The organism is Gluconobacter sp. P1D12_c (assembly GCF_018812105.1).
Lineage (GTDB): Bacteria > Pseudomonadota > Alphaproteobacteria > Acetobacterales > Acetobacteraceae > Gluconobacter > Gluconobacter oxydans_A.
This window is the reverse complement of sequence record NZ_JACSIQ010000002.1, coordinates 375,564-397,814: the sequence shown is the minus strand read 5'-3', so window position 1 is coordinate 397,814 and position 22,251 is coordinate 375,564. Positions and strand designations below refer to the sequence as shown.

The window sequence follows — 22,251 nt, the reverse complement described above, 5'->3', positions numbered from 1 at the left end:
CTGCATGAACGCGGAAGAAACTGAAGATAGTTCCGAAAATTTTACTTTGAAAAACGTCATATGACGATTAATTTACGATGAAGGTTCTGAGGCGGAGACTGATATCGTTAATCAATGGTTATTTGGTTTTTTTTATATCAACATACTTGATGATTCCTATTGATTAAAATTAACGCCCTACACTATGTTCGATTCGGGCGCTGAGCACGGATTAACAATTTATAATTCGTTAATAAATGCTTAACGCTTCTAGAGATGGAGGAATTAAGCATGGCTGGCGGAACAACGTATAATAGTAATCGACAGTACTCACTGGCTAATGGTGGGACAATTTCGGGATCTACATCGACAGACATCTTTGGAGATGTGACTGTTAATGAATCCTATTTTCTAATTAATAATACGCTTTCAGGTTCTACTGCAGCGCAGTACGGAGCTATTATAGCTGAGACGGGCGACACTGGGACAAATCTCGTTGCGACGTCCGCTGGTGCTCTTCTTGCTTCTGGCGGTACCATTACTGGCGCAACGGTTGGAAACTCTGCCGCGGTTCTTGCCTTTAACGGTGGAACCGTTACGAATTATAATGTAGCAGCAGGTGGCGCAGTTTTTGTTGGTGATCAGTCGCTCAACACATCTGCTTCTGCGATATTGACGTCCAAAGGACTTACAAATCTAAGTGGGCCTGGCTTTGTCTCGGCCGGTATCTTGCATAGCGGGGCGCAGGAAATCATCACGAGTGGTGGTACTGACCGGGGATCCCTGATTCAGGGGACGCAGTATGTTTCTGCTGGCGGTCTCACGATTAGCAACACGGTTAATAGTGGTGGCGTTCAGAACCTGTACAGCGGTGCAGTAACCAGCGGGACGATTGTCGCCTCTGGCGGTACGACTGTTGCCAGCGGTGGTGCAACGATCAGTGCGACAAACATTTCTGGTGGCGCGGTTCAGCTGAATGCCGCTGCTATTCTCCGCGGTGCCGTTGTAAGTGCCGGAGGTAAGCTTACTGTCTCAAGTGGCGCAACTGCGTCTAGTGTGACTGTATCGTCTGGCGGTACGGAGAGCGTTCTGTCTGGTGGTGTCATTTCTGGCGGTACAGTGCTTAGCGGTGGTAAGGAAACTGTTGCTTCGGGTGCAACATCCTACAACGTCACAGTCTCGTCCGGGGGCTCCCTCACAGTTGTTGCTGGCGCTGTCCTGTCGGGAACGCAGGTTGCCCAAGGTGCGGTTATCGATGTCGATACGCTGGCCTATGCTTCGGGCGGTACTGTTAAGCTGGACGGTAACACCCTTACGATTTCCGAAGGTGGTTCCACTTGGCAGACAACGTTTGGTGGCACCTTCAAGAGCACCGATTATTTTGTGCTTGGCCGTGACACCGATGGCAGCACGATTGCAACGTTCGTTTGCTTCTGCGCCGGGACGCTGATCCTTACAGAAGATGGCGAAAAGCGCGTCGAGGACCTTCAGATTGGTGACCGCGCCATCACATATGTGGCTGGTCGTGAAGTCATCGAACCTATCACTTGGGTTGGTCATCGCACGGCACAGGTTCGTACGGATCTGCCGGTTGACCAGGCTGGATATCCTGTCCGTATCCTCAAGGATGCCATCTCTCCTGGCGTGCCTCATCAGGACCTCGTGGTTACTCCCGAACATTGCCTGTATTTCGAAGGGCGCTTCGTCCCGGCACGTATGCTCGTTAACGGTCGTAGCGTTTTCTACGATCTGACAATGACGAACTACGAGTACTTCCACGTTGAGACGGAAAATCATTCCATTCTGTGGTCCAATGGCGCCCTCAGCGAGAGCTATCTGGACACTGGAAACCGTCGTGAATTCGGCCAGCAGGGTGGTGTTGTCCGTCTTGTCAGTGGTCCGGTCCGTGAATGGAGTGTTGATGCAGCTGCACCGCTGGCTGTAACGCGTGATCTGGTTGAACCCATCTACCGTGCACTTGAAGAACGCGCTGTAGAGATGTCCATTCCAGACCAGCGGAAGCCCGTCGTTCTAACCGAAGATGCCAACCTGCATCTTGTAACGCCTGCGGGTCATCGGATTAATGCGGCACGTCGTGCTGAAAACGGCGATTTCGTTTTCATGCTTCCTGCTGGCGTCGACGAAGTGCGTATTGTGTCCCGTGCGTCTCGTCCGGCTGATGTCTTCGGTCCGGTTGTTGATGATCGTCGTTATCTTGGTGTTCTGGTCGGAGGCATTAGCCTGTGGGCAGGCAACGGTCGAAAGAGCCTGACGGACCACGTTACGGAAGAAGAACTTTCTGGCTGGAACAATCTTGAAGAGGGTGGAGTTCGGTGGACGAATGGCAATGCTGTTCTGAAGCTTCCTGCCCGTCAGGATCTTTCGATTGCGGTTCTGTCGATTGAAGTGAAGAACGCAGGGCCATACTTGCTTGAAGATGAGGCTGACAACGTAGCTGTCATCGCATCCTGAAAAGCTGCTTAGAAAGTTGAACGAAATGGAAGTAACGTGCGTTTCAGGAACGCACGTTACTTCTTTCTTTTTATTTGCAGGATTTTCATAGAGTTTCGAGGAATAGGTTGACGCAAAATGTTTGAACGTCTGGCCCTGAAATATGCAGCCGGACAGCCGGCTTCAACCGCGATGAGCTGGTTTGAAGGGGAAGCAGGCTTTGATCAGCTTTCCCGCGATGTGAGCCGAGTTGCTTGCGCGCTTTTTCAACTCCGGGATCTTGTCCCGTCAGTTGTGGCCATTCGATGCGTACATCCATACAGACACTGGGTTTTCATTCTTGCCTTGGCCAGGCTCGGAATACCCTCGGCTTCGTTGCCGGGATATGTGGATGCGAACTTCCACCGCTCTGTGAAAATCCTGTCTCCGGACATTATATTGCTGGACGAACCTGTCGAAGGGCTCGAGCAACAGGTTCTGGTATTGAACGACGCCTGGTTTGAGCATGTCTGTCAGACAGGGGCGGAATGTGCTGAAACCATCACGGTGCAGCCTGACGACGCTGTTCGTTTCTCTGTGGCTGGTGGAACAAGCCAGGACGCACGTCGTATTGCCCTGACATCGCGATATGTAGAAACCGCAGTTTATCACCTGCTTTACCAGGATGTATTGTCTCACACTCACCGTCCGGAAAATCTGCGCGTCTTACCGACGCTGGGGGCAGAAACTTCCAGCGGCTTTCTTATCATTCTCTCCGCCCTCGTAGCCGGGACGCGTTTGCAAATGATGACGGGTTCCGAGTTAGGGCTCGTCTTCAGCCAGGATATTCCGACTGTTGCCGTCGTGTCTCCTCGGCATGTGGAGGGCATACTTTCTCAGCTTCCACCCGGCATGAGTCCCTTGGACAATCTGTTTCTGACGGTTGCGGGAGGGAAGTTACCAAAAGCGCTTTGTGCCTCCATCCGGCAAAAGCTCACCTCGAATGTTCAGGTTGTTTACGGCGCTGATGAATGTGGAGTGATTACCATTGTCTCGACGGACGTTCAGTCCAGCGATGATGAGGTTGGAAAGCCACTTCCCTGGGTTGGACTGGAGATCGTGGACGAAAATCATCAGCGTGTTTCTGCCGGTGAAGTGGGGCGCATTCGTGTCAGCGGAACCGGGGTTATCGAGGGATACGATCTGGACCCTGCTGGGACTGAAGCACAATTTCGGGACGGATGGTTCTACCCTGGTGATACCGGTTTTGTAGACGCGAATGGCACGTTGCACCTGCAAGGACGCGCGGACGATCTGATCAGTTTTGGTGGGGATAAGTTTGATCTGGAAAGGTTGGACGAACGCCTTCTGGCATGTGCCGGCGTCAAGGATGGCGCGATGTTTGTTGTAACCGATGATCAGGGACTTCCAACGCCATGGGTAGCTCTTGTGACAGAAGATGATTTCAACCTTGAACTGCTTTCGAAATGGATGAGGGCAGTTTTCCCCAATCTGCCAGATGCGACTGCCGTGTGGATTGATGCTCTTCCCCGTACAGAGAACAATCAGCCTGACAGAGTGGCTTTACAGAAGGCAGTCAAATCCTCCTGAGCAGTCATATTTCATATGCTCTGTTCCATACAGATTAGAAGACAAGAAGCGGGTTTTAAATGATCGATTACGGACATGAAGTGGCGGTCGTGGGGATCGGATGTCGCCTTCCGGGCGGAATAGAGACAACCGACGCTCTCTGGCGCTTTCTGTGTGAAAAAGGCGACGCCACATCCGATGTTCCGGCCGATCGGTGGGGTATCAAGCGTTTTTACGATCCTGAATACGAAACCCCAAACAAAACTTATATGCGACGTGGCTCATTCATTGATCAGAAGATCGATGAAATGGACCCGTTATTTTTCGGTATTTCGCCGCGTGAAGCCACCCTCATGGATCCTCAGCAGAGGCTTCTTTTGGAAGTCGTCTGGGAGGCGATGGAAAATGCCGGAATTCTTCCTGCCGCCCTGGCAGGGAGCCGTGCCGGTGTGTTTATTGGCACGTTTTCTCTGGACTGGCTCGTTGCTTGCGGTTCCCCTCTTAACCGGCCTTTGATCACGGATCATTTTGCCGCAACCGCAGCGTCAGCCACAATGCTTGCCGCGCGTATTTCGCACAATCTTGGTCTTCAGGGCCCATGCATGTCTATCGATACGGCATGCTCATCATCGTTGGTGGCCATCCATCAGGCCCGTACAAGCTTGCTGAATGGTGAGAGCGATGTCGTCGTCGCAGGTGGCGTCAACATGATGCTTGCCCCCCCGGCCTCAATAACAATGTCCAAAGGACATTTTCTGGCGGCTGATGGGCGCTGCAAAAGTTTTTCCGCTGATGCGGACGGTTATGGGCGCGGTGAGGGGGCTGGCATCGTCCTGCTCAAGCGACTTGCCGATGCAAAGCGGGATGGAGATGTTATTCACGGTGTGATCACGGGCACGGGCGTCAATCAGGACGGCCGTACACTGTCATTAACGATGCCCAGTGAAGAGGCTCAACGTGCGCTCATAGAGGAGGTAGCTCAAAAGGCGCATGTCGATCTCGCATCAATTGGATATGTAGAAGCACATGGTACCGGAACGCCGGTTGGTGATCCTATCGAGGCCCGTGCGTTAGGGACAGCAATCGGTCAGAAGCGTGCCTTAGATAACCCCCTTATTGTTGGGTCCATCAAAGCCAATCTCGGACATCTGGAAGCTGCGGCCGGTGTTACCGGGTTTATTAAGGCGCTCCTTTGCCTGAAACATGGCACTATTCCGCCGCAGGCGAACCTCACACAGGTTAATCCTGCAATCCCGTTCGCAGATCTTCACTTGAAGGTCGCTCAAGACACTATCACCCCGCTGAAGGCTGAGACTGGAACGGTCTATGCAGGCGTCAATTCGTTTGGATATGGCGGAACAAATGCGGTTGCGCTTCTCAGAGCACCGACGGTAGTGGAGCAGCCTCAGCACGGTCTGGAAGAAATCGTCCGGCTGCCGTCTGAACGTTTTCTGCTGCCGGTGAATGCGCTGGTGGACGCATCTTTGAAAGCACTCGCGCGCTCTTACGCCAGCCTCCTGGCATCTTCTGCGGCTCCGTCTGTAGCCAATGTCTGTTTTTCCGCAGCAACTTACAGGACGCGTCTCCCAATGCAGGCTGTCGTGTCCGGCCGGGATCGTGAAGAACTGATTGCAGGCTTGAAAGCGCTCTCTGAAGGGCAATCTTCACCAGCGGTCACGGTAGGGCGGCGTCGAAATGGTGAGATGCAGCACCCTGTCTTTGTGTTCTCAGGAATGGGCTCCCAATGGAAGGGAATGGGGCAGCATATTCTCAGGCATGCCCCTGAACCTGTTTCCAGCACTATTCAGCAGATCGATAGCCTGTTTTCTGTACTTGCAGGATGGTCCATTCTGGATGAAATCCTGAAGCCTGCGGAACAGTCCCGCATTGATGAGACGGTTGTTGCGCAGCCGGCCATCTTTATGGTTCAGGTTGTTCTTGCCGAGCTCTTCCGTTTTCATGGTGTGACACCCGTGGCGATCGTTGGCCATAGCGTGGGTGAGGTTGCCGCGAGTTATGTCTCTGGTGCCCTGTCTCTTGAAGACGCTGTAACCGTTATCTTTCATCGGAGCCAGCAACAGGCACGTCTGGCCGGGCGTGGTGCGATGCTCGCGATTGGGATGTCGGGCAGAGAAGCGGCAGAAAAACTACTTCCCGGCTATGAAGATCGGGTGTCGGTCGCCGCTCTTAATAGCGCGAAGTCTGCGACACTTGCGGGTGAAGAGGCGGCGCTTAAAGAGCTTGCTGCGCGATGTGATCAGGATGGCACGTTCAATCGCCTTCTCAGAGTTGAGGTCCCCTATCACAGCATCCTGATGGAAGAGATCCGCGATGATCTTCTGAACCCACTTGCCGCGCTCACTCCGAAAAACCCGAGCATTCCGCTCTATTCAACAGTAACGGGCACGCGCTGGGCTGATGATGCTCTTCATGATGCGGAATACTGGTACGGAAATGCACGGCAGCCCGTCCTGTTCCATGATGCTATTCAGAACTTGATGGGTGATGGGCACCGGGTTTTCCTTGAGATTGGTGCACACCCGGTGCTGGGTGGTTTGATAAGGGAAACAGCGCAGCAGATTGACGGGGACGTTGCCGTCATTGCCAGCCTGAGCCGCAAAGACGCGGAAGATACAGCCATAGCGCGCAGCATCGCCAAACTCTACATGGCTGCCGTGCCGTTGAATTGGTCTCTGCTGACCGGAGGGCACCGTACGGACCTTCCTCATTATGCCTGGTCTCGAAGCCGGTTCTGGTCTGAGACTGAGGTTTCGCGCAAGGATCGGCTGGACGGAACCGTTCATCCGGTTCTCGGTATTCCAGTCAGCGCATCCCGGCCGGGTTGGCTTGCGGACATTAATCGCAACTACATGCCGTGGTTGCCCGATCATAAAGTGGACGGGATCTGCCTGTTTCCTGCTGCAGGCTATATTGAAGGCGGTCTGGCTTTACATCGTCAGATCGAACGCTCTGATGCTGCAATTCTGGAAGATCTGGAAATCGGACAGGCTCTCCTTCTGGATAGCCTGACGCCGCCTGTTGTCGAGTGGGCATTTGATGAAGAAACGCGCGTCCTGACGGTATCATCGTCTCACGGCGACGATGGTGAAGAAGAGTGGATTCAGCACGCTAAGCTCCGGGTTTTGGCGAGTGTGCCATGGGCAGTAGACCCAGTGGCTCCGGAAAGCTTACAAGACAATCTCCAACACGAAATTCCGCCAGAAACGTTCTACGCGAGACTTGCAGAGCATGGCTTCTCGTACGGCCCGTCTTTTCAGGCGATTAAAGAGCTGAAGGCCGATGAAGGTATTGCCTTCGCGCGTCTGGAGTTGGCAGACGCTGAGAGCATCGCAGAGTATTTTCTTCATCCGGCACTGCTTGATGGTGCTTTCCAGGCATTGATCGGTGCCGGATACAGCGCTGCGGAAGAAAGAGTTTTTGTTCCGACAGGCACGCGGCAGATCGTCTATCGTGGAGGACACCATAAAGTCCTTCTGGCTCATGCTGCTCTGACACGTCGTTCCGAAACCGGCATTGAGGGCGATATCCGGCTCTTTACAGAAGCGGGTGAACCTGTTGCCGAAATCCTCGGCTTCAAGGCGCGGGCTATTCGAAAGCTGGTCGCTGCAGGTGTGGGGACGGAAATTGTCCGTCGTCTCTATCGCCCGGCGTGGGTTCAGACGGAGTTGCTTCCGCATTTTGCAGAGCCTCTAACAGCACTGGTTCTGGGGCGTGATGGACCTCTGCTGGAGCAGTTCAGTCAGGTTTCTGCTGGCCAGGGGATCATGGTTGATACCCTGAAGATCGATGATGTGGATCAGGCGGCCCTGGAAGAAGCGCTGGCTCAAACGAATGATGCAATCCTTTATCTGTGCTCACCTATCGAAGACGCAACCGGAAAACAGGGCATTGCAGAGATCTTGCGTCTCATCAGGGCGATCAGGGTTTCGGAAGACGGTGAAGCTGCGCCGAAATGCCTGATCGTCACGCGCGGGGCGGTTTCTGCGGAAGCGATTCAAAGTGATGATCTGGATACAGGGCAGGCCGCTATCCGGGGTTTTGCACGAGGGGTTGCGTCAGAGCGGCCGGATCTTGCGCTTCGCATCGTCGATATCGGTCGAATGGTTGACGAAGCCACGTTACAGCAGCTCTGTGCGGAAATTGTTCAGCAGGATGCGGAGGACGATATCGTTCTGCGCCCTGGTCTGCGGGCTGTCGGGCGTCTGACCCCGTCGGAAACGAAGCCAGAACCTGTGCCGACGCTTTATCATCCCAACGAAACAGCGGATGGACGGCTCGTCGGGGTCCGGCTTGTGAGTGCATCGAATGGTTCGCTGGACCGGTTGCATCATGAGCGGTTTGTCGCAGATCCTCTGCAACCAGGTCAGGTTCTGTTCCGAACGCTTGCCGCAGCTCTGAATTTCAAGGATATCCTGAAAGCGACCGGCCTTATTCCGCAAAGCGTTGTGGATGACACGTTCCATGGTGAAAGTCTTGGCATGGAAGCCTCCGCTGAGGTGATTGCTGTTGGTGAGGGCGTAACCGGTTTTGCGCCGGGTGAACGATATCTTGTCTCCTGGCCAGGGTGTTTTGCGTCTCATTTTACTGCCGATGCTGAAAGCATTTTTGCCCTTCCCATCGAGGGGCTTGGTTCGGCACTTGAAGCTGCTACGCTGCCTGTGGCTTTCATCACGGCGTATTATGGTTTGTGCCGTCTGGCTCATCTCGAAAAGGGTGAAACAGTCCTGATCCATTCGGGGACTGGTGGCGTTGGTCTGGCGGCGATCCAGTTGGCGAAACGGGTGGGAGCCCGGATTTTTGCGACTGCGGGCAGCCCGGAAAAACGGCAGTATCTTAAAGAACTCGGATGTGAGGGAGTTTGGGATTCTCGTTCTCTGGAATTCGCGGAAGGGATACGAGACGTCACGCATGGGCGAGGTGTTGATGTCGTTCTGAACTCCTTGCCCGGAGAGGGGCAGACGCACAGCTTGTCCATCGTGGCTCCCTATGGCCGATTTGTAGAAATCGGAAAAAAGGACATCATCGAAAAACGCGGATTGCCCCTCGCTCCGTTCAATGAAAACCTGTCTTTTTTCTCACTCGACCTTGATCGGATGATGTTGGAGCGGCCCGCGCTCATGCGGTCCCTCCTGTTAGATGTGGCCGTACTATCCAAAAGTGGAGACGTGCAGCCCTTGCCGCTGGAGAGCTTTCCTGCGCGCGATGCCGCCGGAGCGTTCCGCCTGCTGGCGTCTGCCAAGCACATGGGCAAGGTTGTTATTGATTACTCCGATCTGGACGACCTCAAAGCCTCGCCTTTACCACGGCCACAGCCGCAGGTGTCGGATGGCAAAACATATCTTATTACAGGCGGCCTGAGTGGCTTTGGCTGGGCAACCGCTGAATGGCTGATTGAACAGGGCGCTCGCAGCTTGGTTCTGCTTGGTCGCAGGACACCGGAAGAAACTGGAGTTAGCGAGCAACTGGCGAGACAGCGTGCTGCAGGCGTGCACATTCATACCATCCAGGTTGATGTCTCGCACGAAGAAGCTATGCAGGATGTCTTCGAGGAAATTGCCTTCACGAGCAATCTTTCACCAATTCGTGGCATTTTTCATTGTGCTGGGATTTTGGACGACGCGCTTGTCCAAAATCTGGACGAAGAACGGATTGGTCGGGTTCTTGAGGCCAAAGCCCAGAGCGCAATCATCCTTGACCGTTTGGTTCAAGGCATGGACCTGGATTATTTCGTGCTGTTCTCGTCTGTTACTACATTGCTTGGGAACGTCGGGCAGAGCGCTTATATCGCCGCCAATACCGTCTTGGGGGCGATAGCGGCCAATCGCTGGAAGCGTGGAGAGGCAACGCTCGCAGTTGATTGGGGGGCGATTGCAGATGTGGGTATGCTGAGCCGCAATGACACTGCGGTTCGGGCTTTGGAGGCGGCCGGGCTTAAGGGAATGACGGCTCACGACGCATTAGAGCATTTACCGGAAATGCTTGTGCTAGAGTTGCCTGAAGTTGCCTGCGTTGAGATTGACTGGAAAAAATGGGCGCAGGTTGTGCCCGGGGCAAACGCGCTGGCCCGCTTTTCACTTGTTCGCCTGGCGGATGCCAGTAATGGAGCGACCAGTGAACGGCTCGCTACGCTCTCGGCACTGCCGGAAGATGAGCGTCTTCCTTATGTTGTAGAGCAGGTGAAGGTTCTGATTGCCCAGACCTTGCATTTAGAGCCGACAAGCATTGATGACCGTGCACGCTTGTCCGAGCTTGGGATCGACTCTTTGGCCGGTGTTGAACTTCAAACGGCTCTGCGGGTAGAGTTTGGTGTCGAAGTCTCCATCCTTGTTCTCGCACGTGATGAAAGTATCCGGAAAATGTCCCAGTTTCTTTTGAACAGGGTCAAGATCGGCCAGACGGCACAACTGCCATGACGCAGTCCTTCGCCACAGTTCTTGCTGCTGATGGGCAGGAAATTCTGGATTGGCAACGGAGTACGATCGTTGATGCGCTGTTCTTTCATGCTGCCAGAACGCCGGACCTTAAAGTCTACACTTTGCTCGGGGACGGCGAAAACGAAACGGATACTGTAACGGCGTCTGAGCTGGCTGCGCAGGCTACGGCGTTGGCTGTGTGGCTGAAGCGAATGCTTGCGCCCGGTGCTCGGGTGCTTTTGCTGTATGAAAGCAGCCTGGATTACATTCGTGGACTTCTCGGGTGTCTGTGCGCTGGGCTGGTACCGGTTTCAGGCGTGTATCCCAAAGCATTTGGTGCACGGGATCGGTTCATCGCGTTAAGGGATGACGTTGAGGCTGCGGCTGTCATCGGCAATCGCAGCATTCTCACTGAATTTCAGAAAGTTTGCCCCGACAAGGCCGATGGTTCGCGGTTTCTATGGATCCCGACAGACAAGATCCGTCCGTCTGCAAAGCACGAGAGTGTGGCACATCCTTTACCAACGGATGTCGCGCTTATTCAGTACACGTCAGGCTCCACACGGACACCACGGGGTGTTCTGCTCACGCATCGCAATATCGCGCATAATTTGTTCCGCCAAGCAGAGGCTTTTGGGTATCGGCAGGGCGATTGCGGCGTTAACTGGCTTCCTCTCTCTCATGACATGGGACTGATCGGGGGCGCCCTCATGACACTGGCAACTGGAGGGCGTTGTATTCTGTTGCCGCCAGAAGCTGTTGCTGAAAAACCGATACGGTGGTTGCGGGCTATTAGTCGTTACAGGGCGACGCTCTCCGGCGGCCCGAATTTCGCATACGGAATGTGCGTGCGGTCTATCACCCTCGAAGAGGTTGCGTCTCTGGATCTGTCCTGCTGGGAAGTGGCATTCAACGGGGCAGAATATATTCGCGCAGAGACGATGCAGTCATTTACAGAACGTTTTGCGTCATCCGGGTTTGAAGAACGTGCGTTTTTTGCATGTTATGGCCTTGCAGAAGCAACCTTGCTGGTCACGGCCAGTGAGCGTGGGCAAGGCGTGTCGTTTCGTGAGTTTTCTCGTGACGGTCTTGCGCATGGTCATGCACTCCCGCCGCGCGATATCCTCGACAGGCGCCTTTTAGCAGGCTGCGGCCAGCCACCATCTGATATTATCGTACGCATTGCCGATGGGGATACTGAAACAGCGCTTCCAGATGGAGACGTCGGAGAAATTCGTATTCATAGTCCCGGCGTCGCAACCGGGTATGTGAACCGACCTGTAGAAAACAGTCGGGTTTTCGAAGGACATGTTTCGGGCGAAGAGGGGACTTTTCTGAGAACAGGAGACCGGGGTTTTCTGCTGGATGGAACGCTGTATGTCACTGGCCGTCAGGATAATCGGATCAAACTCGGCGACAGTGTTCTTGATCCTGAAGATATTATCGCTTGTCTGGGAGCGTTCGAGGCCGATATTCGGCTATTCTCAACGGCAGTCTTTGATGAGATCATTGAAGACAAAACGTCGCTTGTTCTTGTCACAGAACTGCCATCGGGATCGGATGGTGATCTGACGCAACTGGGTAAAGCTATCGGCGAGACGATCTGCACACATTTTCCGACGCAGCGTTGCCGTGTCGTTTTCCTGCGTGCCAGTGCGATCCTGAAAACGCCAAGCGGAAAAATCAGAGTGGCGGAAACCAAGAAGGAGCTTCTTCAGGGCAATATTCCGATCCTTGGCGAATATACTCATAGTCCAGCAGGATCTGGCCAGGTGCGCATTCTGAAAATTGCAGAGGGGAAAATGTGAGCATGAGCAGCCCCTCAATGCCTCCAGTTCAACCCGCTTCTATTGTGCCGACGCAGGAAGGGCCGGGAGGTATTCGCTTCGATTTTAACGATGGATGCCGCGTTCTTCTGCCTGCCGGCAATTGGCATGTTGTCCTGAGAGATCTGGATACGCACACGGTTTTATTTTCTGAGGACGTGTCTCAGGGGATCGTACAAAGCATAAAAAGATATTACCTGCGCTTTCAGATCGAGATTACAAAAGACGGCGAACCCTTCTTTACGTATGAAATGGACCTGAAGGATCAACCCGTTCTCGTCCGAATGCGGGAAGGCGGCATCGGTGATCATCTCGCTTGGTTCGGGCAGGTGGCAGAGTTTGCCCGCAAACACGAATGTCAGCTGACATGTATGGTGCGCCCGGACATCGCCACTCTGCTCATCCCGGTGTACCCTCATATTCGGCTTGTATCGAATGAAGAAGAGGCAGGAAAAGACTATTACGCCTCTTATAAAGTTCTGATTTTTTATAATGACGTTGCCCGCAACCATAGTCCGGTAGATTATCGCGAAGCAGGCCTGGAAAATAATGCGGCCCTTATTCTGGGCCTTTCGAGGACATCACGCCCACCCGATATTGACGTCATGGAGGGAGGGAGGCCTCTTGCGGAACGATATGTCTGCATTGCGACCCAGGCGACATCTCAGAATAAATACTGGAACAATCCGTTTGGTTGGCTGGAGACGATCCGTTTCCTGAAAAAGCATGGCTATAGAGTCATCTGTATCGACAGGAGCAGGGTCAACGGCGTCGGAACCATCTGGAATAATATCCCGTATGGGGCGGAAGATTTCACAGGTGCGCTGCCTCTTGCTGAACGTGCGAGATGGTTGCGACATGCGGAGTTTTTTATTGGGCTTTCTAGCGGTCTAAGCTGGCTTGCTTGGGCAGTCGGTACGCCTATTGTACTGATCAGTGGTTTCACACGGCCTGATAATGAGTTTGAAACACCCTACCGCGTGATTAACTGGAATGCCTGTAACGGTTGTTCCAATGATATCCGCTGTCAGCTTGATCCTGCCGACTATCTTTGGTGTCCGCGGCAGAGCGGCACTGACAAACAGTTCGAATGTACCCGACTGATTTCTTCGCAGCAGGTAATCGACACAATCATGAAAATTCCCGATTTTGAGGGAGTGTCAGAATGACGACTGCAAAAGCGAATGACATCTTCCAGTCGATCATGCTTGCTGGACATTCCAGTAAGCCTGTTGCGACGCCGCCTGCCATAGATCCGTCTAATGAGACTGACAGTGTCTCGAAATTAGATGCGGCTGCCGTTTCTGCGTCATCAACCGAGACCGCGACATTTCCGAGCCCTTCAAGCCTAGCAACGCAGGAAGGATCTGCGGGTATTCGTTATGATTTTAACCAAGGGGTCCGTGTCACGGTTCCCAAAGGGATATGGCGCGTTCGGCTTACTGACCTTGATACGGACACGGTTATTTTTGACGGTGAGGGGAGTGATGCGACCTTTCAAAGCCGGAAAAAGCATTATTTGAACGCAAGGATCGAAGTCTTTCAGGCAGGCCTGCTCGTTTTCTCTCACGACTATGACGCTCAGGGTAAAAAGATAGCCATTCTTATGGCTGGCAATACGATCGGCGATACGGCTGGTTGGGTGCCATATGCTGTGCGTTTTGCACGAGACCATGCATGCGAACTCACAGTGATGGTATCGGCGCAGATGAAAGAACTGCTTTCCGCGTCATACCCAGATATCAGATTTGTTGAAAAGCAGGAGTTTAGCGCGTTAAAAGACGAGTTTTACGCCACATATTACATCGGTTTGTTCTTCGGGGATGAAGACAACACATGGCAGCCTGCTGACTTCCGGATTGTTGGATTGCACAGGACAGCAGGCTATATTCTCGGGGTTTCTCCCGAGGAAGAGCCTCTGCATCTGGATATTCCTGACGAAAGACCGATTGCAGAACCCTATGTTGTCATCGCCAGTCAGGCTAGTGCCCAGTGCAAATACTGGAATAACCCGACGGGTTGGTATGATGTGGTGGAGTTTCTCAAGAGATCAGGGTATCGCGTTATCTGCATCGACCGAGAAATAAAATATGGCCAAGGCCTTCATTGGAACCAGATCCCGCATAACGCGGAAGATGAGACTGGCGCCCGACCCCTCCGCGAACGTCTTCAGTGGTTGAAGCACGCAGAGTTTTTTGTGGGCCTGTCGAGCGGTCTCTCCTGGCTCGCTTGGGCGGCGGACACGCCCGTTGTCATGATTTCCGGATTTACACATCCGATAAACGAATTTCAGACACCGTACCGGGTTTTTAATACCAATACCTGCAACAGTTGCTGGCACGATATTCGGCATCCGTTCATCCATAGTGACTTTCTTTTCTGTCCCCGGCATGCGGGCACCAGTCGCCAGTTTGAATGTACGCGGAATATCACATCTGGTCAGGTCATTCGGACTATCAAGGCAGTGATGCTTGAACACCCGCTAGAGCGCGCGCATCGTCCTTCAGAATGAATTATAAAACGTTCTTCCCGAGCAAGGAGCCGCTCGGGTAGTCCTTTTTAACCTATCCCCTGAAGCTGTCCCGCTTGCGCTCTCCCTGAACCGCGTTACTGTTCCGGTTCTTACGTATCCGGAAGAACCGGGAAGCAGGAGGCCAGAGTGCTTTATCCCTTGATCAAAGAGCGCAGCAGTCGGCGTCAGTTTCTGATCGGCGGTGCAGCGTTATCCTGTAGCGCTCTGGTGGGATGTGCCTCTTCCAGTGAGGGGAGGTTCTCCAAAGTTGACGCCCTGGCGCGACAGGCCGTGAAAGACAAAGAGACTCCCGGCGTTGTTCTTGCTGTTGGTCATAATGGCGAGGTTGCACATCGTTATGTGTATGGAAGCCGGGCTCTAGTGCCTACTCGTGAGCCCATGACCTGGGACACGCGGTTCGATATGGCGTCACTGACCAAGCCAACAATGACGGCTCTGGCTGTCATGCAGTTGGTAGAGCACGGAAAAATCAATATTGACGATCCGGTCGTGCGTTATCTTCCAGAATTCGCAGCCAACAAAAAATCGGCTGTCACCCTGCGGCTTCTGCTGACCCATTATTCGGGCCTCCCACCGGATGTCCCGTTGGATAGTCCATGGAGCGGAAAAGCAGAGGCTGTCCGTCTTGCCATGACATCGCCGCTTGCCAATCCGCCGGGGGCAAAGTTTGTCTATAGCGACATCAATTACATTACGCTGGGCCTGATCGTGGAAAAGGTTACAGGTCAGCCCCTGAACCAGTATGTCGCTGACAATATTCTAACGCCTTTGGGAATGTCGCACTCCGGTTACCTGCCGGACGCTGCCTTACAGCCTGATATTGCGCCTACGCAGTATGATGACCAACATCACATGTTGCGTGGTGTCGTGCATGATCCGACTGCCCGCCGTATGGGGGGCGTTGCAGGGCATGCGGGGCTTTTCTCCAATGCGCAGGACATGTGCCTGTATGCACAGGCGTTACTGGATCGTCTCGCTGGTCGTCCCAGCACGTTTCCGCTTCAAAGACGTACATTGGAATTGATGATAACCCCACAACAGCCCGCTGGGAAAATTGACCTGCGAGGACTGGGATGGGATATCGCCACGCACTATTCCTCCCCAAGAGGGGATCTGTTTTCGGCGAGATCATTCGGCCATACCGGCTTTACGGGGACGTCGCTCTGGATTGACCCTGAGAATGACAGTTATGTGCTCATTCTGACCAATCGGGTTCATCCGTCCGAGGGGCACAGTGTCGTGAAACTCCGTCATGATATTGCCACGGACGCTGCTCGTGCGCTGGGCGTAGCAGCACACGCCTGATCATGTTCTGAATGGCGGACCTGTCAAAGCTCAAAAGTTGACAGGTCCGCCATTTGGTATCGCTTAATCGTCAAGACGGAATGGTGTTAGCCATGCGTCTTGTTGATGAAGTTGACAACATTATCATGGAGTTCGGTGAGGGCTGGTGCATGGGCATAGACCATGTGACCGGATTCATACTGATGAATTTCGATGTTTGAGGCCAGCTTGTGAGGGATCGGGAGATGCTGCATCTCGTAGATACCTTCGAAGAAGGGCGTCCCCAGATCGTAGTATCCCTGATTGAGCATAATCTTCAGGCTCGGGTTCTGCTTCATGGCACTTGCAAGGTCCGGCAGGACGTTTGGCGTGCCCTTGGCTGGCCGACCGGCGCCTGGCTGTTTATGCACAAAGGCCCATTTGCCGATTGAATGAGCGCTGACCTTGTATTCTTCGTAACCGTCATTGAAAGCCGGGTTTGTTCCGTAATGCAGCGTATTGCGCGCATAATCGTTGAAGGCGGACACATACGCTGACTGCATCGCGGCAAACTGGGGGTCATAGTCAGGGGTCTGCGCCAGTGGATCAATGGCTGGCCCGGAGAAGCGACTGTCCAGACGGCCTGTGTCCATTCCGTCATCGCCGAGCAGGGTTTTGGCAAATTCGCCACCACTGACGCGGAGGTCAGCTTTTTTCAGGTAGTCGACGGGAAGGCCCGTATATTGGTGCAGCTTCTGGGCTGTTTGTTCCAGCTTTTCGTCTGAAATGGCGGTGCCGTCCTGAAGGGCGCTGGTATAGTCCGTAAGCGCAAAATGTTCGACTTCGCTGAGGAACGTTTTCAGGTCTTTGGGCTGCGTTGGCAACTTATGATGATACCAGGCCGTGGCAGCGAAGCTAGGCAGGGCAAGAACATAGGGCTGATCAACACTGGGGTTTGATTTCACGTTGTCGATCGAATTGTCGTAATCCAGAATCTGCGACAACAGCATAACGCCATTCAGATCGATGCCTTTTTCAGAGGCCAACTGGTTGGCGACGATTGCTGAGCGCGTCGTGCCGTAGCTTTCTCCGAACAGGTATTTGGGAGAGTTATACCGTCCGAAACGGGTCAGAAACTGAGCAATGAAGTCCGTGAAGGCTGCGGCGTCCGGATCTGTACCATAGAACGCTTTTTCTTTGTCTTTGCCAACAAGGCGCCCAAAGCCAGTGCCTGGCGCATCAATAAAGACAAGATCCGTGGCATCCAACGGGCTGTCATTGTTATCAATCAGTTTGTACGGGGCAGCTGCGGTGTGGCTGTCATCTGCGGTGACGATACGATGTGGGCCAAAAGCGCCCATATGCATCCAGACACTCGAAGAACCGGGACCACCATTATAAACAAACGTAATCGGGCGGTTCTCTGGATGCGCGCCCTTCTTGAAATAGGCCACATAGAAAATGGAAGCGACGGCGTCCGGGTTTTTCTTTTCAGCTTTTGAATCGCTGGGGCCGGTATCGGAATCATCCCACCCTTGGGCATGGACAATCAGCGTGCCGGTGACGGCCTGATAAGGAATGTGCTGACCACGAATGGTTACAGCCCCGTCTGATACAACCTTCTGGGGTGTTGTCAGAAACTGCGATGCCGTTTCAGCCTGTTTGACGTTGTCAGAGACGGGGGCCTCCGCGTGAGCTGTGAGACAGGTGGCTGCCAGCAGGCTGACAGCAAGAAAAGAACGGGTCAGGATGCCTGAACGCATGGGTAACTCCTTACAGATTGAAATTATTTTGTAAGGAATACGGAACCGTTACAAGTTCAGGATCTGGTGAGGGAAATGCGGCACCTCTGAACTGTCACGTTCTGTCTCACGAAACAGGGGCATACCGCACTCTTTTTGTTGAAAATAATATTTTCGCAATCTTCGGAACGATCGTTTTCCGGTCGCTGAATGATGATCCAGACGGATGTCCAGATCATCGTTCAGCCTTGTTTCAGGCCGCGGGGGTCAAACGCTGGATGCGCATGGCTTCCTTGCGATGAGCCCCAAGAATATCCCCCAGATTTTTCAGCACAGGCTGCCCGTTCTCAACCAGAATTTTACCGTTGACGATGGTGGTTCCGGCAGTCGCCGGGGCGCAGCGAAGCCACGCCTCCACGGGGTCCGTCAAAGCCCCGGCAAGGGAAATGTCCGACATCTGCCAGATAACCAGATCCGCACATGCACCGGGGCGTAGATGCCCGATCTCATCATCCCAGCCCAGGCAGGCAGCTCCACCGCGTGTGGCCATATCCAGAGCGTCTCGGGCCGTCATGGAATGTGGGCCATTGCGGAAGCGACCCAGAAGGAGCGCCATGCGGGTCTCCAGCCAGAGCGATGCATGGTCTGTCGATGCTGAACCGTCACAACCAAGCCCCACACGCATCCCACGACGCCGCATATCCATGGCATCCGCAGAGCCGCCTCCAATCATCATGTTGGAGCAGGGACACTGCGCCGTGCAGACGCCAGCATGCGCCAGACGGTCGATTTCGTCAGAGGAAGGGTAAATGTAATGTGCCACCCAGGAGCGAGGGCTGGCCCAGCCTACACGTTCGAAATATTCTGTTGGTGTGCAGCCATAGACCTCCGCACAATAGCGGTCCTCATCGTGATCTTCTGCCAGATGGGTGTGTAACCTAAGGTCATATCTGTCTGCCATGGCAGCAGATTCTGTCATGATCCGTTCGGAGACACTGAACAGAGAACAGGGCGCCAGAGCCACCCGACCCATCGCGCCTGGAGAGGCATCATGATAGGTTTTTACCAGCCTTTCGCTGTCTGCCAGAATGGTCTCTTCGTCCTGCACGACAGATGCGGGGGGAAGTCCTCCATCCTCTACGGATCGCGTCATGGAGCCGCGAGTGGCATGGAAACGAAAGCCTATATCCCTGGCCGCACGAAATTGGGCGTCGATCAGAAAGGGCTTGGGATGGACATACATGTGATCCATGGATGTCGTGCAGCCCCCCATCAGCAGCTCAATCATCGCAACCGCTGTTGAAAGGTAAACAGACTCTTCGTCCAGTCCGGCCCAGAGCGGATACAATCCCTGAAGCCACTCGAACAACGTCCCATTGGTTACGGGGGCATAGGAGCGTGTGAGATTCTGATACATGTGATGGTGGGCATTGATCAGACCCGGAGTTACCAGCTTTCCATTAGCTGATATGATTTTTTCTGCTTGTGGAGCAGCTTCTCCGGAGTGACCTGTGGAATGAACGCGCCCGTCTTTAATGGCGATCCATCCATTTGGGATTTCCCAATTCCGATCAATGTACAGAGAAGCATTTGTGATGAGGAGGTTGACCGTCATTGCGGCATCCTTTCCCAATAACCATCAGCAAGCCATGATCGCTCATGGCTTTCGCAGAAGGCCCTGTTCCGGAGATGCGAAGTCCGGATCGTCATCAAACTTGTTTTGAGCGGGCGAGGAAGGTTTATCGTAGCATCAGGTTCGTCCTGCTGTCACGAGCCATGTGCCGCCCAGAATTCTGCCTGCAATGCGGCAGCTTCCTGTTCCAGCAGGGGACCCACGACGTCCACTGGCTGCTGGCCAGCAGCAAAGACGGTCCTGCAAGGGAGATCCAGCGTGGGATTTTCCGCGTGATTGCCGGTCATGTCTTTCAGGTCCTTTTCGGACTGGCCGTAAACCACGCGTCCGATCCCGGACCAGTAGATCGCACCTGAGCACATCGCGCAGGGTTCTGCAGAACTGTAGAGCGTGCACTGGCGCAGGCGTTCTGCCCCATAAGCTTTGCTGGCCCGGCTGGCGAGGAGACGCTCGGCATGGGCTGTCATGTCGCATCCTTCTGCGCTGTAGCCATTACCCTGCTCCATCAGAACAGTGCCTGTCTCGTCCACAAGAATAGACCCGAACGGATGATCCCCGCCGTCACGTGCTTTTCTGGCAACATCGAACGCCATACGGAGAAAACGCAGGTCGTCTGTTTCTGTAATCATGCAATCAGTTCCTTATTCCTTGACCAGACGGCCATTGATCCAGACACGATCAATCGTCTCAGGCGAAGCATGACAGACAATTTTCTGGGCACAGCTGGCCGCACTGTCTTGCGACGATAATCGCAGACTGCCTGACGTGCAGCGAAGCTCCAGCGCATCGAACGCCTGTCCGGGCAGGAGTTGTCCACTTGGCACCCCGAGAGCCTCCGCGCCGCCTCGTGTCGCAAGCCAGAACGCTTCCTGAAAATCTATCCTGTGGTTAGGCAGGCCGCGTTTTGTCGGTGGAATTTCCGGGTTTGTCCCGCTTTCCAGCATCCTGGACGCCAGAACGGCCTGCCGTGCATTTTCAAAGATGGACGGAGAATACCCCCCGGAAAGGTCTGTTCCCAGCCCACAGTGAACGTGCTCATCGAGAACGTCGCGAACGGGCAGGGCCGCGCCTGCAAAAAAGACGTTGGAAATCGGGCAGTGGGCAAGTCCGGCGTTGCGCTCTTTGACCAGTGTCCGGTCATTCTGGTTCAGAAATCCTGCGTGCGCCAGAATGGTATGGTCTCGCAGGAGACCAAAAGTATCCAGTGCAGACGTGTCTGTCTGACCTGTTCTCTCCAGAACATGATGATGCTCCCAGTCGCTTTCTGACGCATGGGTCTGCACTCTGACATTCATCTCTGCAGCTAATGCGCCAAGACCATTCAACAGTGCGTCGGAGCAGGCAGGAATGAAGCGAGGCGTAATAACGGGCTGGACCAGGCCGGCCTCGTTGCCTGGCAAGGTCCGGACGGCGTGAATGAAGCGCCGGGTTGCATCGAGGGCCTCCTGAGCGCTGGCCTGACGGTAATCTGGTGGACACAGGTCCGGATGATCCATAGCCACCAGTCCAACGAACCCGCGTTGCCCGTATTTGAGGCAGGTGCGGGCAAGAACAAGACTGGCGTCTTCGTGGATCGTGGCAAAATAGAGCGCGGTGGTTGTGCCATTTCGCAGAAGGGTTGGAACCAGGTCCTCATAAACCGTTGCTGCGAAGGCTGCGTCCGAGTAGCGGGCCTCTAAAGGGAAGGTATATGTGCCAAGCCACTCTTCCAGTGGACGATCCAGAGCCGTGCCAGCTTGAGGCCATTGAGGCGCATGAATGTGTAGATCTGTCAGCCCGGGAACGAGGAGAGTGTCGGCTGGCAGGCGAACAAGAGTTTCACTGCTTTGCAGGTCTTGATAGGCCTGTGTCCCGCAGGTTGCGCGACGCTGAATGATCCCGTCGTCGCCAACCAGCAGAGCCACATTTTCCAAAACGGTTTCCTGCGGCGTTCGGGATGCCAGCGCCCGGCCGGTGACGACAAATGCACTCACGACAGAGCACCATACGTCACGCCTTTTCCTTTAAGCCAGCGCCGGTAAGCCACGGACGAACGATCTGCCATGGTCGGAATTTCATATTTTCCGTCCAGTGGCATCAGGCGAGGGCGCTGGTTTTCAAGAATGATCCTGTCCTGAAGAAAAATGAATTGCTGGAATTCAACCAATCCGCCCAGTGAGGAACTGTCGTCGATCAGGAACATCACTGGGTGCGCCCGGGAACGGGTTGCTGTCATCGGTTGAACAAACAGAGCGATAACGTCCTGTCTTTCGGGAGAGGCCGGGCAGGTTTTATAAAGAAGCGTGGAGAACGGGGCAGCAACTCGATAGGTATAGTCAGTTAAAATCCCGCCGGACGCAGAGAGTGCCGCCTGAGGCTGGAAGAATGTACAGTCGGTTGCCCAGATTTCTGCACCGTCTTCTCGTGTTTCGATTTGATATCGCCGAACTTCGGTTTCAGGCTCTGCCCCGAGGATATTGGTATGAACAAAGGGGAAGTGGGCCATATCGAGGAAGTTTTCGACGACCCGCAAGCCTGACGAATGTACGGCAATAGACCCACAACATACCAGCCGGCGGTCTGGCTCAGCGGCCTCAGGAATGGCGGGGATATCCCGGACGGGCTCTCCAAGAGACGTCCAGAGATAACCGTAGCGTTCCTGCACGGGGAGGGGGCGATTGCCGCAGAGCGCCTGAAACGCATTGTTTTCGTCGCGGGAGATCTCAATCAGCCGGTCGAGTAGCATGGTCTGGAAAGTCACACTTGTCAGATCCCCGACCATAGCCACAGGATACCAGTGTGATAACGTCTCTGGATCGGGGCTGGTCATGGCACGGGCAAC

Annotated in this window: 12 protein-coding genes; 7 read left to right on the top strand and 5 right to left on the bottom strand. The window is 54.1% G+C overall.

What is annotated here, in order from left to right; translation table 11 throughout:
• Positions 1-366 precede the first annotated feature (366 nt).
• The 7 genes from KP705_RS03610 (at position 367) to KP705_RS03580 (ending at position 16,097) form a co-directional block, all read left to right on the top strand.
• Complete coding sequence (locus KP705_RS03610) at positions 367-2,451, top strand: Hint domain-containing protein (protein WP_308267183.1); 2,085 nt, start codon at positions 367-369, stop codon at positions 2,449-2,451.
• A gap of 117 nt (positions 2,452-2,568) precedes the next feature.
• Positions 2,569-4,020: an AMP-binding protein gene (locus KP705_RS03605; protein WP_046901961.1), complete on the top strand. Its 1,452-nt coding sequence runs from the start codon at positions 2,569-2,571 to the stop codon at positions 4,018-4,020.
• A gap of 59 nt (positions 4,021-4,079) precedes the next feature.
• Positions 4,080-10,433: a type I polyketide synthase gene (locus KP705_RS03600; RefSeq protein ID WP_215764038.1), complete on the top strand. Its 6,354-nt coding sequence runs from the start codon at positions 4,080-4,082 to the stop codon at positions 10,431-10,433.
• Positions 10,430-12,241, top strand: a complete 1,812-nt coding sequence (locus KP705_RS03595) for a fatty acyl-AMP ligase (RefSeq protein WP_215764037.1) — start codon at positions 10,430-10,432, stop codon at positions 12,239-12,241. Before KP705_RS03600 ends, KP705_RS03595 begins: the two co-directional genes overlap by 4 nt.
• Before the next feature lie 2 nt (positions 12,242-12,243).
• Complete coding sequence (locus tag KP705_RS03590) at positions 12,244-13,428, top strand: autotransporter strand-loop-strand O-heptosyltransferase (protein WP_046901958.1); 1,185 nt, start codon at positions 12,244-12,246, stop codon at positions 13,426-13,428.
• Positions 13,425-14,771 carry an autotransporter strand-loop-strand O-heptosyltransferase gene (locus KP705_RS03585; RefSeq protein WP_080951529.1) on the top strand — a complete coding sequence of 449 codons (1,347 nt, stop codon included), beginning with the start codon at positions 13,425-13,427 and terminating at the stop codon, positions 14,769-14,771. Before KP705_RS03590 ends, KP705_RS03585 begins: the two co-directional genes overlap by 4 nt.
• Positions 14,772-14,918: 147 nt before the next feature.
• Complete coding sequence (locus KP705_RS03580; RefSeq protein WP_215764036.1) at positions 14,919-16,097, top strand: serine hydrolase; 1,179 nt, start codon at positions 14,919-14,921, stop codon at positions 16,095-16,097.
• A gap of 86 nt (positions 16,098-16,183) precedes the next feature.
• Here the strand turns inward: KP705_RS03580 and KP705_RS03575 are convergent, their stop codons facing one another.
• The 5 genes from KP705_RS03575 to KP705_RS03555 form a co-directional block, all read right to left on the bottom strand.
• Entirely contained in the window at positions 16,184-17,818 is a 1,635-nt protein-coding gene (locus KP705_RS03575; protein WP_215764035.1) for a S10 family peptidase, read from the bottom strand.
• Between the two features lie 232 nt (positions 17,819-18,050).
• Positions 18,051-19,412 carry an 8-oxoguanine deaminase gene (locus KP705_RS03570; protein WP_215764034.1) on the bottom strand — a complete coding sequence of 454 codons (1,362 nt, stop codon included), beginning with the start codon at positions 19,410-19,412 and terminating at the stop codon, positions 18,051-18,053.
• 152 nt (positions 19,413-19,564) lie between these two features.
• Entirely contained in the window at positions 19,565-20,059 is a 495-nt protein-coding gene (locus tag KP705_RS03565) for a nucleoside deaminase (protein ID WP_064274486.1), read from the bottom strand.
• A gap of 12 nt (positions 20,060-20,071) precedes the next feature.
• A complete protein-coding gene (locus tag KP705_RS03560) occupies positions 20,072-21,403 on the bottom strand; it encodes an amidohydrolase family protein (protein ID WP_215764033.1) in 1,332 nt (443 codons plus the stop codon).
• Positions 21,400-22,239 (bottom strand): aromatic ring-hydroxylating dioxygenase subunit alpha, encoded by an 840-nt coding sequence (locus tag KP705_RS03555; RefSeq protein WP_211515433.1) that lies wholly within the window; start codon positions 22,237-22,239, stop codon positions 21,400-21,402. The genes KP705_RS03560 and KP705_RS03555 overlap by 4 nt, the downstream gene beginning before the upstream one ends.
• Positions 22,240-22,251 lie beyond the last annotated feature (12 nt).